Source organism: Bradyrhizobium ivorense (genome assembly GCF_900696085.1).
Lineage (GTDB): Bacteria > Pseudomonadota > Alphaproteobacteria > Rhizobiales > Xanthobacteraceae > Bradyrhizobium > Bradyrhizobium ivorense.
In genome coordinates, this window is record NZ_CAADFC020000011.1 from 229,230 (window position 1) to 244,449 (window position 15,220).

Annotated in this window: 15 protein-coding genes and 4 pseudogenes; 7 read left to right on the forward strand and 12 right to left on the reverse strand. The window is 58.8% G+C overall.

Features of this window, described 5'->3' with window-relative positions; genetic code table 11:
• Nucleotides 1-266 precede the first annotated feature (266 nt).
• Nucleotides 267-1,142, forward strand: a complete 876-nt coding sequence (locus tag CI41S_RS15890; RefSeq protein ID WP_139860258.1) for an NAD(P)-binding domain-containing protein — start codon at nucleotides 267-269, stop codon at nucleotides 1,140-1,142.
• Nucleotides 1,143-1,504: 362 nt separating this feature from the next.
• Here the strand turns inward: CI41S_RS15890 and CI41S_RS15895 are convergent, their stop codons facing one another.
• From CI41S_RS15895 to CI41S_RS44390, 6 genes are all read right to left on the reverse strand, one after another.
• Nucleotides 1,505-2,077 (reverse strand): hypothetical protein, encoded by a 573-nt coding sequence (locus CI41S_RS15895; protein WP_139860260.1) that lies wholly within the window; start codon nucleotides 2,075-2,077, stop codon nucleotides 1,505-1,507.
• A gap of 534 nt (nucleotides 2,078-2,611) precedes the next feature.
• A complete protein-coding gene (locus tag CI41S_RS15900; RefSeq protein WP_139860262.1) occupies nucleotides 2,612-2,902 on the reverse strand; it encodes a hypothetical protein in 291 nt (96 codons plus the stop codon).
• A gap of 132 nt (nucleotides 2,903-3,034) precedes the next feature.
• Entirely contained in the window at nucleotides 3,035-3,355 is a 321-nt protein-coding gene (locus tag CI41S_RS15905) for a helix-turn-helix domain-containing protein (protein ID WP_139860265.1), read from the reverse strand.
• On the reverse strand, nucleotides 3,352-3,483 hold the full coding sequence (locus CI41S_RS44385; protein ID WP_347339251.1) for a hypothetical protein: 132 nt from the start codon (nucleotides 3,481-3,483) through the stop codon (nucleotides 3,352-3,354). The genes CI41S_RS15905 and CI41S_RS44385 overlap by 4 nt, the downstream gene beginning before the upstream one ends.
• A gap of 629 nt (nucleotides 3,484-4,112) precedes the next feature.
• Nucleotides 4,113-4,316: a hypothetical protein gene (locus tag CI41S_RS15915; protein ID WP_139860267.1), complete on the reverse strand. Its 204-nt coding sequence runs from the start codon at nucleotides 4,314-4,316 to the stop codon at nucleotides 4,113-4,115.
• Between the two features lie 88 nt (nucleotides 4,317-4,404).
• Nucleotides 4,405-4,620, reverse strand: a complete 216-nt coding sequence (locus tag CI41S_RS44390; RefSeq protein ID WP_244626558.1) for an ATP dependent DNA ligase — start codon at nucleotides 4,618-4,620, stop codon at nucleotides 4,405-4,407.
• Between the two features lie 867 nt (nucleotides 4,621-5,487).
• Here CI41S_RS44390 and CI41S_RS44395 point away from each other — a divergent pair.
• Nucleotides 5,488-5,838: a hypothetical protein gene (locus CI41S_RS44395; RefSeq protein ID WP_244622473.1), complete on the forward strand. Its 351-nt coding sequence runs from the start codon at nucleotides 5,488-5,490 to the stop codon at nucleotides 5,836-5,838.
• Here CI41S_RS44395 and CI41S_RS15930 read toward each other — a convergent pair.
• Complete coding sequence (locus CI41S_RS15930) at nucleotides 5,810-6,703, reverse strand: hypothetical protein (protein WP_139860269.1); 894 nt, start codon at nucleotides 6,701-6,703, stop codon at nucleotides 5,810-5,812. The two genes, CI41S_RS44395 and CI41S_RS15930, sit on opposite strands and share 29 nt — an antisense overlap.
• 504 nt (nucleotides 6,704-7,207) lie before the next feature.
• Here CI41S_RS15930 and CI41S_RS45160 point away from each other — a divergent pair.
• The 3 genes and pseudogenes from CI41S_RS45160 to CI41S_RS15945 all read left to right on the forward strand — a co-directional run.
• A pseudogene (locus CI41S_RS45160) lies at nucleotides 7,208-7,398 on the forward strand (aminoglycoside phosphotransferase); the annotation flags it as partial.
• Between the two features lie 1,021 nt (nucleotides 7,399-8,419).
• A complete protein-coding gene (locus CI41S_RS15940) occupies nucleotides 8,420-9,127 on the forward strand; it encodes a glycoside hydrolase family 12 protein (protein ID WP_244622474.1) in 708 nt (235 codons plus the stop codon).
• 184 nt (nucleotides 9,128-9,311) lie between these two features.
• The gene (locus CI41S_RS15945) at nucleotides 9,312-10,745 is read left to right on the forward strand and encodes an IS4 family transposase (RefSeq protein WP_139860272.1); all 1,434 of its coding nucleotides are present in this window, start codon (nucleotides 9,312-9,314) and stop codon (nucleotides 10,743-10,745) included.
• 102 nt (nucleotides 10,746-10,847) lie between these two features.
• Here the strand turns inward: CI41S_RS15945 and CI41S_RS15950 are convergent.
• Nucleotides 10,848-11,713 (reverse strand): annotated as a pseudogene (locus tag CI41S_RS15950) (branched-chain amino acid ABC transporter permease).
• A pseudogene (locus CI41S_RS15955) lies at nucleotides 11,713-12,127 on the reverse strand (ATP-binding cassette domain-containing protein); the annotation flags it as partial. The pseudogenes CI41S_RS15950 and CI41S_RS15955, both read right to left, overlap by 1 nt.
• Before the next feature lie 157 nt (nucleotides 12,128-12,284).
• Between CI41S_RS15955 and CI41S_RS15960 the strand changes: the two are divergent.
• Nucleotides 12,285-12,563: a hypothetical protein gene (locus CI41S_RS15960; protein WP_139860274.1), complete on the forward strand. Its 279-nt coding sequence runs from the start codon at nucleotides 12,285-12,287 to the stop codon at nucleotides 12,561-12,563.
• 87 nt (nucleotides 12,564-12,650) lie between these two features.
• Nucleotides 12,651-13,592: pseudogene (locus tag CI41S_RS15965) on the forward strand (IS630 family transposase).
• Here the strand turns inward: CI41S_RS15965 and CI41S_RS44400 are convergent.
• The 3 genes from CI41S_RS44400 to CI41S_RS15975 all read right to left on the reverse strand — a co-directional run bounded on the left by CI41S_RS44400 (nucleotide 13,564) and on the right by CI41S_RS15975 (nucleotide 15,062).
• Entirely contained in the window at nucleotides 13,564-13,995 is a 432-nt protein-coding gene (locus CI41S_RS44400) for a nucleotidyl transferase AbiEii/AbiGii toxin family protein (protein WP_244626539.1), read from the reverse strand. The pseudogene CI41S_RS15965 and the gene CI41S_RS44400 overlap by 29 nt on opposite strands.
• Nucleotides 13,996-14,061: 66 nt before the next feature.
• Entirely contained in the window at nucleotides 14,062-14,238 is a 177-nt protein-coding gene (locus tag CI41S_RS44405) for a hypothetical protein (protein ID WP_244626540.1), read from the reverse strand.
• Nucleotides 14,235-15,062 (reverse strand): type IV toxin-antitoxin system AbiEi family antitoxin domain-containing protein, encoded by an 828-nt coding sequence (locus tag CI41S_RS15975; protein WP_139860276.1) that lies wholly within the window; start codon nucleotides 15,060-15,062, stop codon nucleotides 14,235-14,237. The genes CI41S_RS44405 and CI41S_RS15975 overlap by 4 nt, the downstream gene beginning before the upstream one ends.
• Nucleotides 15,063-15,220: the final 158 nt, after the last annotated feature.

The window sequence follows — 15,220 nt, forward strand, 5'->3', positions numbered from 1 at the left end:
GCGTCCTCGATTCGCGTGCGAATCTCGGCGCTCCCTTCCTTGCACGACCTGCACACCGACGACATTGAGATGGCGAGCGGTTTGTCAAGCCGATTCCAGATTTATTATTCCCTTTTTCCTCTAGACGGAGGCTGCCCGCTGGAACGGACGCGAAAGTTCAGGTGTGGCACGCATTGTGATTGGAGCGCCTGGTCCGCAATTGATGGCTGGGCACGCGAAAAAGTTGGCGCGGCACAAACACACTAATCGCGATCAGGCGGGAACAGATGACACAAGGTTCACAAGTGACGATCATTGGAGCCGGACGCGTCGGGCTGAAGCTGGCTGAACTTCTCATAACGTCTGGCGGACGAATACGCTTCGTGGATCACCGGCCCGTGGCTGGAATAGATAAGAACCTGATCATGAGCGATGCGATCCACCTGACGCTGGAGGCAGAATCCGCTATTGCGGGGTCTGATATTGTCGTCCTTGCCTTGCCGTTCACGGTAGCAGGAGCTGCGTTCAGATCTGCCTGTCGGCAGTTCAAAGGCGACGCATTGTTGATCGAGACGCTTTCGGTCAAGACGAAACCCGCCTCCTGGGCGACCAACTTACCTCGCGGGGTGGAGTATCTTGGCCTCAATCCACTGTTTAGCCCGGAGCTCGGGTGGGCAAATCGTCCAATCGCGGTGGTCGCGTATCGATCAGGGCCGAGGCTCGAAGCCTTTCTGCAGCTTTTACGGCGCACGACTGCGAGCCTTGTCGCGCTTGATGCCGCAGCTCACGACCAGCTTCTTGCGCAGCGTCAGCTGGCTACGCATGCGCTGCTCCTGTCGCTCGCGAGCATCCTTCGCGACGAGAACACTGAATTTCCACTTGAGGTCGGTCCGCCCCCCTATCACCTTCTCCTGGCGGGACTCGGGCGCATGTTGACTGGTAGCCCCGAGACGTTTGCTGAGATCCAGACGGAGAATCCTTTTGCGCCGACAGTCCGCTTGCGCCTGATCGCGGCACTCGAGAAGCTAAGCGGGAACGGCCAGGAAGTCCTCGACCATCTTCGCAGTGAGTGGAGTGATCTCGCGCCACGTCTCAAACCGGCCGCCGAGACTTGCGAGCACCTATTTGCGGACCCGATTTTTCCTCTGGAGAGGCGCGAATAGAGATTGAAGACATAGACGTATGACTGACGTTAGCTCAGGCGGCGGTACGCAACCGTGCGCAGGCCGACGATTTCGACAACTAACATTCTCCTAAACGTCGCATGGACATTAGGCTAACATTGCACCGAGCTCCAGCCGCCCAAGCGAAAGGCGAAGGGCATCGGGTGTATAGCTCAGCGGTAGAGCCGGCCGCTTGCTTGAAGACCTGGTCGTCAGCTCGACACATCAGCTCTACAAAACGGGCTTGAGTAGTCGCACCGTCGCCCCGACACCGTACTTCTTGATTACAGTGGCACTCGGATAACATTCCGCCTACTCACGTACCGCCCTTGGTGCCTCGCTAAAATCGTTCGGCAGTACCGCTACAGTTCCCGACCAGAGTCCCGCCTCCCCCTCTGCATGTGCGAAGTGCTCCAAATCCTGAGAGCTCGGGGTGTGAGGCGGGCACCGGCAAGTTCTCTCCAGGACTTCCGCACCTCGATCCAGCGGCTTTTTCGAGCGGGCAAGGCATCAAGCATTTTTTGGGCAGTCGGTGCGAGGCGCGCAGCTTCGGAGTTCGGGTGGAGCTTGGCTTCCTCAAGAATTTTAAGCGCGGTCTTTTCGGACAGCGTCCACCCCGACTCGGTGAACCTGCTCTCCGCGAAATACTCAAAACAAGTGCGGAACGTCAAAGCGCGGCCAATGACCGCATGGTTTGATAGTCCCGCTTGGTCCAGCCACCGCCGGAGATACTCACACCACTCTTGGCTGCCAATTTCGGGAGCCCCGCGACATTCGAAGAGCAAAAGCACCGCCATGCCAGCGATCTCGCGACGGACTTCTCCATCCTGCTTTTCGAACCAGTCCCGGATTGCCTGTAATGGCGTCGCCGGCGGCTTCACGACCGGTGCCGTAGCGGTGCGGTGGAACGAGACCACGTTTTCCAGCGGGGGCATGCGTGGCCATGGCCTTCCGTCTGCGTCCCACAAGACCCATCGCTTTGCGATCTTTCTTGCCTCTTCAGGAGACCTGGTTCGCCAAAGCTCCTTGAGCGCCTCATTGACGTAATATGGGACGTCAGCCTTCAGGCCGCATGTACGTGCTATTGCCGCGAGGCGCCCGGCGTCAATCAGCCGCGCCGCGAAGTTATTCTCTGCATTCATTTGCCGAGGCCCTTCGTGTCCTTTCTAGCGCGTTCCGCTATTGGCTCTTCGGCGGCGTAATACGGACCCGCCGGGATTACACCAGCAGGCGCCATCTCTCGCGTAAGTTCCACGTGTCGCCAATTTCACTGACGAGCCATGGCCTCAACTTACGATGCTGGCCATGCCCAAGAGAGGCGCCCAGTGCATTCCGAGGGTCTGCATTCTTCGTGCCACAGTAACGGTCCGAGATTCGTATTGCGTTGCGTCTGCTTTGTTTTCTTTCCGACTTGCGCCCGTCTTGTTCTTTCCACTCGGGGACCATCCGTGGCAACTTCATGTGTCGCCCTAAGGTAATCGATCGACGTCGGTGAATTGTGCCCGCGCCCAATGAGTGAGCATCGCATCGGGAGCCGCGCGCAGCGTTTGTGTCCGCGCCATTGCGGCAGCGAGCGCCTCGGGCCGAAAATCGATCTGCGCGGCCATGGTCGGCGGCACCGAATCCCACCTAGACAGGACTTGGCTTCTGCCGGTGCTGCTGTGCCCAGACACGGGCACGGTTTTCTCGGTCCGCAATAAGGCCGGCAGCGCCGCCGCGGCGACTGTCAACACGTCCCCCAAAGCAAGCTTGTGGTTCAACCAATAATACGCTTGGCGTGTGGCACTAGGCAAAAAAAGTAGTGCCCTTTCGAATGCCCGGCGTATCCATTATTGCAGAAAGCTCTGCCCCATCTCCCGGCGCTCGCCGGAGGCCAGCGACACGGGGATAGATCACGCGGGCACAAGATGCCGCTGCCGCCTCGGCTTCACCTCAATCCTAACTTCGACGTCCTGATTGAGCTTCACGAGCATGGCAATCAGGCGATCGAGCGTAAAACGGTCGAGATTGGCCTTTCGTACGCGCGAGAAGTCGGCCGCAGCAAACCCCGTTAGATCGTGCGCCTTCCGCACGCTGATATCCTGCTTGTCCAGGACGCCAACGATCTTTGCCGCGAGAATAGCCTTGGCCTGCTGAATATCCGCGTCTGGATAGCCAAAATCACGGAAGACATTGCCGCTGCCACGGACGAGTTCCACAGCTTCCTTTTTCATCGCGAAGCCTCCTTCAATCGCTTGATCCGTTCCTTGATGCGGTCCACGTCCATCTGCGGCGTCTTGATCCCGCTTTTGTACTCCTTCTGGAACGCATCTATTACCGACACGTCATCGCCAATCTGCACCGCATAGATCGCTCGAAACGCATCGCCACGGTGTTCAGGGCAATCTCGAACACACCCGAGCCCACGCCTTTAAATGGCTTGGCGATGTCGGCCTTTCCACCCCGCGCGGCAATCGTCAGTGCTGTCAGGATGTCGCGCCGGGCGGAAACTCCTCGAAGTCTTTTCTCGCGGCCTTCAACCATGAGATCGGGCGGACGAATTCGGGCATACACATGTTGTCATATTTGACAACAGACGTCAAGGACCAGGATTTTGCCAGCGGCCCGGCGCGGCCGGGCATGTCGCGGGAGTGCACCTTGCTGCGAACTGCCGGCCACGCGATCGCTCCGCCAAGGCTCTCCACCTCGCCCCGGAAGAGCGTCGTTCACGCCTGGTGCGACATTGTCTCGATAAGGTTGATCGGGATCCGGGGCATAAAGGGGCGCCGAAGGTGGATTTGTCAGCTCACACGGGAGGCAGGGAGATGTCGACGGCGGCCAGTGCGAAGTGCCCAGCCGGCGGCATTTTCCACAAGGGCGTATACACTCATGGTCCTAGAACACGCCGCAGATAAACTCCGTTCCAAACGAAGGGCCCCCGCCGGATACGAGGGCCCTTCCAGAACTTGGAGGAGGAGATGTCTCCAAGCCCTATGTCGGCGACTGCAAACCTGAAGACGATACCCATTGATCGATGTCAGCTGCGATCTCCGCCGTCCTCGCACGCTTCAGCAGCTGGTCGCGCTCGACGCCTGGCGGAAGCCGCGCTGCCCTGTGGAAGATATCGTCAGCAAACACATTGAGCCGGTCCTGAAGCGATGTGATTTGCTTTGCTCTATTTCTGGTTTTCTTCATAACGTCCTCAGCATTCTTTCTCGGGAGCGTTGAGGCTCACCATTCTAATGAGCGTATGAAGTTATGATGATCGTTTCCACAACCTAGGTTACGATCGCGATAACTTTGAACAATTCGCCCGACGAAGACCTTCGGACCTTATGTCGCGGCATTCGATTTTCGCTGTAAGAACAGGCTCTACCCACATTGCTTTGGGTTTCTTGAGCGGCTTACTCAATTTACCTTTTGGGCTAATTTCACTGCCCAGCGTCTTGCGGATCGTGCTCGACGTCGTTCGCTTCCAACCGGTCCCGACCTTGCCCATGTAGACCAGTTCTTTGCCCACCTGTTTTCCCAGGTACAGTGCGACGAAATCCGACAACCGAAAACTCGCGCCGCCGGACAGTCTTCACCTTCAGCCCGGCTACGTTGCGGTCGGAGCGGTACGGGGCGCCCATCTTCATCGAGATAATACCCTTGTAATTGAGCTTCGCAGCGTGTTCGAACAGCTTCTGTCCATCACCCTCGACATGCTCGTTGAAAAAGTACCGGCGGTTCGAGCTGGCAGGTGTCGAACAGCCCCCTGCAACATGATCTTGCGCTCGACCTGCGGCGTCTTCCGCAAGTCCTGGCCATCCAGCGACAAGAGGTCGAAGGCGTAGTAGGGCAAACGATCATGGCCGCCCCGGGCAAAGCGCGGCCTGCAGTTCGCTGAAATTGGTCCGCCCCTCATGGACGACCACCACCGCGCCATCAACGACGGCCTGGCCGGGGACGTCAAACGCCGGGGCGATGAGCGAGAACTGCTCGATCCAGTCGAGACAGTTGCTCGCGTGAGCCTTACCTCTTTCGCTCCGACAGCGCCGCGCCGGAGAAGGGCACAGCGGCGACAACGTCGCGCATCAACGAGATGATCGACGGCCGATATTCGACCAGTGGCTCGTCGCCGAGGCCCGTCGCCCGCCTAACCTCGGTGCGTGGGCGAAGGACAGAAAGGTTGATCGATCGCGACGAGCACATCACGTCAGACAGCGGACCGCCGGCGCGCCCAAACTACTGTTGGGTTCGCTAGTACAGGCAGGCTAACCTGTAGTCGCGAATTCACTCTTTTTCCCAGCAACTTCGGGCTGGTAGTGGTACATCCAGCCGATCGGAGCCGGCACGAGAGGGTACGTGTTCTGTGTCTCTTGCCTTGAGCTGGATGGCCCACACGTGTAGATGTGAGCCGGGGCCGAGCCGGATCGCCGAACCGCTATCCGCCGAGAGCAATGGCGGCCTCCTCGGGACTTACTCCACCAGCGAACGCGCCACCGGCGGGCACTGGTGGTACAACCTGTCCAAAGCCTCGCGCGACGGCGACGACTATCGCGTCAACGTCGAGAAGTCGTCCACCACCGGCTCGGGCCAAGCCGACTATTACATCGTGCAGACGCGCACCCCGGGCGCCAAGGACCAGGCCGACATCATCTCCTTCGAGATCGGCAGGACAAATGTTCCTTCCGGATCCTCCCCACTCATCCCCTGTATGGATTCGGTTCGCTAGCGGTCCGATAGTCATCCAAATTGCCGCCCAGAAACAGTACCTCGCGCTCTTCGATTGGCGTATCGCTCACCCATGCTAGATCCGGTTCATCATTCTCGGTCCCGTCCTCGAGTATCCGGACGATCTGTTCGGACGTCCAGGTAGCGACTCTCGGCACCGTGTAGGTGTGCAACTCGTTCGAGCTTTCCGCGATCGCTTTTGCGCCATACTCGTTGGCATCGTCAGGCGAAAGCAGCAGTCGCGAGGCGTCCTCGGACAGTGACACAAAGGGCGAAGAATTGGTATCTCCCCTCATGTGCTCTGCCGCTGCGCGACCCAGATCAAGTCGTTGCCCTCCCCAAATATTCCAGGGGGCGTGCTCGTAACGCAAAAACGCCATCGAACGCAAATGGTCCATCGCGCTCTGACGCTCCAACACACGCGGCTTGCAATGGGCCGCGTGATCTTGAAAACGTTGCAGCTGCGCATACGACGATGCCACCACGTCATCGAAAACGCGGCTGCGATCGACACTGCCGGCTGACGGCCCAGTCGCTGTTGGCCACTGTGCTGTTTGTTGCGCAGCCAGTTCGATTTCTCGTCTGAGCGCCCCGGCGTTTGCACAGGTCAACGTTGTGGCTAGCTGAGCGCGCGTTCTGACAAAGGATTCGGCCGCGCACCGTTCGTCAGCCTGGATAGTCCGCGCTCTCTTATTGCCGTCCGTCACAATCCCCGATGATCCAGTCTCCAGTGGAGCTGATGTTCGGTGGATCGGTTGAGTCTCTTCAAGTTGCTGCTCAAACTCTGATTGCAATGCCTCTTCGAGTTGCGGCTCCACAGAGTACGTGCGAGCGGCGGATGGGTTGATATTGTTAGATGGATCCATTTCATTCTCCCTTGACAGCCTTGCCGATAGATGCGCGAACTGTCGCTATGCCATAATTGCGGGAAGATCCGAGCTTGGCTGCTCAGAGGCTACTTTCATGATCACGGCCGCCCGCGATCGAGCATGACGTGCCCGCGGCCTGACGGCGCGGCATTCTCGCCGCGGGCGGTTGCAATCCCTCAGGCGCTCGAAGCTCGATTGCTCCGGACGATAACGTAGCACGTCCGTGAAACGTCTGGACCATTCAATAGATTTGTCTTCAGGTCGGTCTATCCCTATCGGTCTGTTGCGGTCGCTTTGCAGGCTAAAGCACCCCTACGTTTCCAGTCTAGCCGATTTAGCTGTCGAGAAACTGACGCGCACCCTCACTGCCAAATGCGACTCATTGAAGCGCGCGCAGCCTGGCGAACGCATCAAGAAAGTCGAACAATAAAAGCTGCGGCACTTCCCAATCTCGCTCTTTGATGATCTAGAAGTGCAGCGTTTCCATAAGAGTCGTGCTGATTGACCTGGGATGAGTCGCATGTCGACGTCCCCGATCTCGACCTGGTGCTGCCCCACGACGCGGCCGGTCTCGACGACGGCGCGCAAGAGATCGCCGCGCAAGCATCGGCCGCATGGGAAGCCGCCATCTGGTGGGACCACGAATTGCAACCAAGCGGCTTGCCGCAGTTCGGACAGTGGCAACAGCTTGATGACGACTTCAGGTCGAGGACGCCGACTGAGGCTATTTCCGCAAAAGTTCAGTCGGCCACGTGGAGGGAACAGCGCCCAAGCATAAACTTGGTCAAGTTTCCGCTCCGGTCATTGCCTGTTTGCAATAGCGCCGACCTGCGTGATCAAGCCCTCACCGCTTGCCGAGATACGACCAGTATTGTCCACCGGACTGGCCGACCATTGGACGACCCGTTGCACCGGGATAACCAAGTCAGGTTTCCGCCAGATCTGGTGTGTATAGCCATCCGGCGATGCCAATCACGATTTGCCAGCTCGGCTACGAGAGTGGACCGGATATATTGCGCTTCTGGGAAACATTGCCCCGGGCTCCCTGTTCCTTGCCTTTTTCTCAAAACGTCTTCGGCTGATTGCCGGAAACGCGCGGCTAACTCAAGGCTCTCCATGCGGCCCGACCACTTCTCATCACGTTCCGTTCGACAATTGTTTCTGCGTCGCATTCTTTCCACCATTGGCTCACCGCTACGTTTGCGCCGGTAGCTACCCACCTCGATTAATCCCTTTCAGTCGAATGAAGACCGACGAATGATAAGGGTGTCGCCGCCGGCTATTGAAATTGGAAGCAGCCCCAAGATTTGCTAACTCTGACAACGAATTGAGAGCTCCCACTCCTTGTTGGACGTTCGCTCCAACTGTATTCGAACGAGGCTGGCCATCAAATGGAGCGTGCTGTCTGTTTCAGACCGACGGCTGACATCCGAGAGGGAAAACCGGGACGGAGTCCACTTTTTGTCTCGAGCTCGTCAGCTTCTCGAAAGCCATCCTTCCTAGCATTCGAGCCTAGTCTCTAGGTATTGATGCCGCCTGCGACTGAACCGGCCACGAACCTAGAGTGCGTGCTCGGCGGGTACGCAGGAGACCTTGTTCTCAAACCAGATAGGAGAAGCTTTGGAGACCAATCGGATAAGTGGCGCGGGCTCGCCAGGGTCCCCAACGGAAAACGTCCAAACACAGGAGGATCATGACCGATTTAGGCAGGCCGTGAATGAAGCCACGTCATCATCAGCTGCCGCGCCAGGGTCGGCGAAAGCTCCGATTTGGAGGTCGAGCGCTCCATACGGGAGCTTTTCACGCGGTATCTACTCTTGGAACAATGACGTGTGGGGGGCGGGCGCTGGGCCTCAGACGATTTCAGTGAGCGCCGCCAACCAGTGGGACGTCTGGTCGAACCAGCCTAACACTCCTGGTATCAAGAGCTATCCGCACGAGACTATCAACATCGGAAAGCCGCTCAGCTCCATCAAGAGTTTGACCTCGAGCTTCAACCAGCAAGTGCCTGGCGGCGGCGCTTGGGACACCGCCTATGATATTTGGGACAGCTCAAACGAGCACGAGATCATGCTCTGGACAAACTACACCGGAAATCCCGACGGTGGCGGCAACGTTAAGCCAATTTCGTATCATTACGCCCCTTCCGGGGCCGCGATCCCGGTCTACAGCAATGTCAACATAGGTGGAGCGACCTGGAACGTGTTTGAAGGCTTCAATGGTCACAAGGTCATCTCACTGCTACGTACCTCGAAAACCAACAACGGCACGGTGGACATCAAGAGCGTCCTAGACTGGATCAAGTCGAAAAACTACTTTGGCGACATAAAGGTTGGTAGCGTCCAATACGGTGTCGAGATTACTTCGTCACCGGGAGGAATGAACTTCAATTTCAACAATTGGACGGTGACCTCGAAGTGAATATCCACAGGCTGTGAGCTGACCTGCAGTCATGCCATTGAGCCGTACCGACTGACGGGCTCAGCTTGCTTTCAATTACCCACATTTGACTCGGATTTGAGCGAGGCGCGGCGGGCGAAATCTTGAATCGGCAGAATCTGTTGTGATTCATTGTTGAGCACCTGATTCGGAAGTGGGGTGCTCGATGGGGTTGGTGAAGGAACGCGCGGAGACGCGTGCTCAGCGATTGACAACCGGTATCGAGACGTGGGTTGATCGAGAAGCTGCGGGATGCGAGTTTAAGGATGAGCGGCTTGGTCGCCGGTTCTGCAAATTGCTCGCACAAGTCGGGAGCGACATGGGTCAAAGCATCCCGTTGGTTTGTCAGGACTGGGCCAACACCAAGGCCGCCTATCGCTTCTTCTCCAACGAGCGGGTCAACGAGGCGGATATTCTTTGCGGTCATTTCGAGGCGACGCGCGGGCGCGTAGCGGCGACGGAGGGACCGATCCTCGTCCTCCATGACACGACGGAATTCAGCTTCAAGCGCGAGAAGCCGGATCTGATCGGCTTTACGGGCAAGACGGCAGGACGCACACAGTGCGGCATCCTGATGCATTCGAGTCTCGCCGTGACGACCGAGGGGCTTCCGCTCGGACTGTCGGCAATCAAGTTCTGGACCCGCAAGAAGTTCAAGGGGACGACGGCGCTGAAGCGAAAGATCAATCCGACACGGGTGCCGATCGAGCAGAAGGAGAGCATCCGCTGGCTCGAGAATTTGCGGCAATCGACCGACCTTCTCGCTGCTCCTGGACGATGCGTTCATATTGGTGATCGCGAGAGCGACATCTATGAGCTGTTTTGCCTGGCCGAGGAGGTTGGAACGCATTTCCTGGTGCGAACCTGTGTTGATCGGCTTGCCGGGGACGGCAATCATACAATTGCCGACGAAATGGACGAGGTGACGATCAAGGGTCTACATCGGATCAAGGTCAAGGACGACAAAGGCGATCCCGACGACGCCGTTCTTGAGATCAGGTACCGCAAGACACGCGTCCTGCCGCCGATCGGCAAACAGACGAAATATCCCGCACTCACTCTGACCGTGATCCACGCTCAGGAGCGGGGAAGGCCGAAGCGGCGAAAGAAAATCGAGTGGAAGCTCCTCACCGATCTCCCGGTCCAATCGCGCAAGGACGCCATCAATAAGATCGAATGGTATGCCTTGAGGTGGAAGATCGAAGTCTTCCATAAGATCCTCAAATCGGGCTGCAAAGCAGAGGACTCAAAATTGCGAACTGCTGAGCGTCTGGTCAATCTGATCGCGGTCTTCTGCATTGTGAGTTGGCGCGTCTTCTGGATGACGATGCTCAATCGCTCCTCGCCGAATACCCTACCGCAAACCGCGCTGACAGATCCCGAAATCAGGCTTCTTGATCATTTGGTGAAAGACAGGGGTGGCGATTGCTCTCGACGAAGCACGCTCTCGCACTATGTCGTCAAGATCGCGCGGCTCGGAGGATATTTAGCCCGAGCCAACGATCCGCCTCCAGGAAATACCGTGATCTGGCGCGGACTATCGCGGCTGACCGACATCGAACTGGGAGCTGCGATCGAGGCAAAAATTATGGGTAATTGAAAGCTCAGCTTGCCGCTTACTGTTGAAAGGTCCGCCTTCAGTGACACAGCCACCAGAGATGCCAGAACGGAACAGACTCTGGCACAGTTGCCACATCCCCAACTAGCTTCTGCCCCAACAGCCCGACGGCCGCACCAAGAGCAGCACCAGCGCCACGACATAGGCGGCCCAGGCTTCGATGCCGAAGCCGAACAGAGGCCCGACATAGACTTCGGCGCGCTTCTCGATGGCTCCGATCAACAGACCTCCGATGATCGCGCCCGCGATCGAATCGAAGCCGCCCAGCAGTGGCACCGGCAGCGCCTTCAGCACCACCAGGGACGACGAGAACTACATGCCGAAGCCGCGCGCCCCACAGCAGCTCGGCGACCAGCGCGGCAATGCCGGAGGCGGTTCACACGCTGGCCCAGACCCGCGCCAGCCGCAGGCCGATGGCAAGCGCCGCGAACGGGTCGTCGGCGACCGCGCGGAACGACAGCCCGGTGCGCGTGTAGCGGAAGAACAGCGCGAACAGCGCCACCAGGCTGCCGGCAACCGCCGCGGCGAACAAATCGAACCGGCTAATGAAGACCCCGCGATGTCGAGTCGTAACGTCGCTGATGCCGACGTCGAGGCCGTGAACCTGCCCCCCAGCAGCTGCGTCCTCGTGCACGAAGGACAGCCCGAGCGTCGCCATGAACAACGTGATCGGCGGCTGATTGACGAGCGGCCGCGGCACCGCGCGCTCGACGCTGACGCCGGCACGACCATGATCGCGAGCGTGATTAGGAAGCGAGGGGAAAGCGAGATGCCGCGCTCGATCAGGCCGACAAAGGTCAGCGCCGCAAACAGTAGCATCGCGCCCTGCGCGAAGTTGAGCACGCCCGAGGTCTTGTAGATCAGCACGAAGCCGATCGCGACCAGCGAGCATATCCCCCCGACAGCAGACGGCCGACCAGGCTCTCGACCAGAAATTGATAATCGAACATCAGATCGCGAGCTCCGTGACGTCCTGATGCGCGACGCCCAGGTAGGCGTCGACCACCGCCTGATCGGCTCGCGCCGTCGGCAATCTTGCGGCCATTGTCGAGTACTGCGATCCGCCCAGAGAGGCCCATCACAACGCCCATGTCGTGCTCGATCAGCACGATAGTGGCGCCATAGCTGTTGCGCGCGTGGCGCACGTGTTCGGACAGCGCAAGCTTCTCGCTCAACGTGACGCCGGCGAACGGCTCGTCCAGCAGCAGCAGTGTAGGCCGCGCCACCAGCGCCCGCGCCAGTTCGCCCCACTTCTGCGAGCCGTAAGGCAACGCCCCAGCGGTGCGCTCTCGGACGTCGCCAAGATGCAGGAAACCAATGACGTCTTTCGTGGCGGCGCGGTTCTCTGCCTCGATCCGGCGCGACCAGATCCCGACGGGACATCGTCGATTCTTGCTCAACGAATCCTTGGAAAGCCGCAGGAGCCATTAGTCGAAAGCAACGGATCTTTTCGGCGATATGAACTGGAGCTATTTCTCGTCCTCGCGCATAACGCGGACCGTTGGCGAACGAGTCGACGGCTTGGAGATGGTTTCCTTGCCCCGACAAGGGCGCGGTGACGTGGTCTTCGTTCGCGTCTCGACTCGTCGGTCAGATACCGGGCTTTCGCCCCAAGTGCTGCGCAACATGTTGCGCTTTCCACCGGAGCGCGGGAAAGGTCTCGATGCGCTTTTTCATATCGTCGTTCGCAGGAAGCGTATCAACTTGGATGCTTCCGCGGTCGTAGAGCGCGTCGAGGAAGGCCAACTCCCCGTCATTGTGCTTGAAGAGCGGCGCCAGTTTTTCTTGACATTCCGCTAGAGCATGTTGTTTTTTCGCAGAATCGGGATTCCCAGCGGGAGCGATTTCTGATTCAAACTCCGTGCTGGAGAACGGGGGCCAGCATGGATGACGCGACCCTATTCAGAAGACCTTCGTGAACGGGCTCTGGCGCGAGCTGATGCAGGAGAGACAGTTCGTTCGATTGCAGAGGCGCTTCAGATCAGCCCGTCCTGTGTAACGAAGTGGAAGAATCTGAGACGGGAGACTGGGGGCGTTTCGCCCGGCAAGATCGGCGGTCACAAGAAGCCGGTTCTGTCCGGTGCCAATGCTGATTGGCTGCGTAAGCGCGTTCTCTCGGGACCATTCACTTTGCGGAAGCTGACACAGGAACTGGCGGCGCGCGGGATCAAGCCGATGTGCGGGCGGTGTGGACGTTTGTGCATGCCGAAGGGCTGAGCTTCAAAAAAAACGATCCTGCCAGTCGAACAAGATCGCCCCGACATCGCCCGTAAGCGGACACGCTGGAAGGCCCATCAAGGCAAGATTGACGCTTCACGCCTGATCTTTATCGACGAGACCTGGATCAAGACCAATATGGCGCCACTGCGCGGTTGGGGACCGAGTGGACAGCGGCTCCAAGCATCCGCGCCTTTCGGTCACTGGAAGACCATGACTTTCATCGCAGCGCTGCGGCACGACCAGATCAGCGCACCTTGGGTCATCGACGGCCCCATCAATGGCGAACTCTTCACCCTCTATGTCGAGAAGGTGTTGGCCCCAACTCTGGCAAAAGGTGAGGTCGTCATCCTCGACAATCTTGGCAGTCACAAGGGCAAGTCCGCTCGCAATGCGATCCGCGCCACCGGAGCGCACCTGCTCTTCCTGCCGCCCTACAGTCCCGATCTCAATCCGATCGAACAGGTCTTCGCCAAGCTCAAACATCTGATGCGAGCCGCAGAACCGCGCGATGTCGAGGCAACCTGGCGCAAGGTCGGCGAACTCCTCGACCTCTTTTCTGCACAAGAGTGCGCCAACTATCTCAAAAACTCGGGCTATGTTTCCGTATAAAAACAGCGTGCTCTAGGATCCGGTCGCACCATTTCTTCGGGCCGCCCTCCGCGTCGAACATGCCATTCTTGACCACGGACAGCAGCTTGTTGTTCAGGTCGTTGAGATCGTATTTGTAGTCCTTCAGCGACACCGTGCGCCAATCCAGATCCATGGAGGCGGCGCCGATCGCAAGCGCCCCGACCTTGACTTGCGTCCAGTCGATGTTTTCGTTCTGCAGCAGCCTCCAGGCGTCGTACAGGTCACGCGATGCCCGCCGGACCACCAAGGCGACGATCTTGCCGGCGGCAATTTCGTGGAGGTCGACCACGCCGACGTTCTTCGCTTCGTAGTCGCCGAGCTTTGCGGAATTCATCCTCTTCCAGCCGAAGAACGGTGTCCGGAAGAGGTAGTTCACGTCCACTTCCAGCGTGCCCTGTCTGCGGCGCCGACGTAGTTCAGATCGATGTCGACGGACAGCCGGTCTAGTCTAGTGCGAGATAGAACAAGTTGAGCGCGGTGCCGCCTTTGAGGCAAGCAGCTTCCCGAGCTCGCGGTCGTTCGCGATCTGGTGGAGCACGTCGATCAACCGGATGACGCGCTCCACCGAGGCCGGTTGGAACGAAACGTCGGTGGCTATCTTTTCGAGGCGTTCGACCGAGATCACGGCATTATCTCCGGTGACATTCCTTCGAAGGACGGGTTGAGGAAATCCGGAGGTAGGACGACGTTCCAGCCTTCCATCGCACGGCCTTTGGCGTCGCTTCCCAACGCGGGTCGCGGTGCCGGCGGGGCGGCACTCTTCAGTTCGTCTAGTACCTGAGTGTCGACGAAGAGATCGTCCTTCCGGCTCTCAAGCCAGGCACCGCACACACCGACGAGCGTCTGGTTGTCGCGATCGAGCGCGAACTTCGCGAATTTGCCCACGTCGAACGCTTTGACGCTGTGGAGCGCGTTTGCGAGTTCCTCGACGCCGCCGGTCAGGTCCGGGCGCTCGATGCAGTCGACGAGCGTTCGCTCGACGCCGGTCGCGATAACGTCGAGACCGCGGCGGTCCATCGTGATCGTGCCGGACATTTCCTCGGAGCGACGGCGCAGCGAGGCGGGTTGCGCAACGAACCTGACGGGACCGACAAGCGTTTTCATCTCGCCCGGGCGACCTCCGCTGAGGAGTTGGGTCTGAGAGCTTTCCGAATAGGCGAGCCCGTGCAGTTCGAGTGCGGTGTGGTATGCGACCACACCATCGGCGCGTATGCGCGATGCGACCAGAATCCGGTCGGGACGGAAGTTCGCCGGATCCAGGTGCGGCGGGACGAAGGCATACACACCCGGCGCGACATGGCGTACTCGTCCGGAGGCGGCGTGGTACTTAAGCAAAGAGTCCGACGACGAGAGCGGCTGGCCCGGAGACACGGTTTTGCGGAACTCGGTCCGGGTGAAGACCGGATGTGAGGATAGAAACCTTTCAACTTTCCCTTTCTGCCCTACCATCTCGATGCGCTCCTTGGGGTATGTTAATACCCCAAGCCATGCATTAATACAAGGGCACATAAGTTCAATGCGTACTTTAGGGTATATAATACCCAAACTCTACGACGAACGAGACAGCCGAGGTACAGCCGAACCGACCGGCAGCTTTCTCCGTTGAG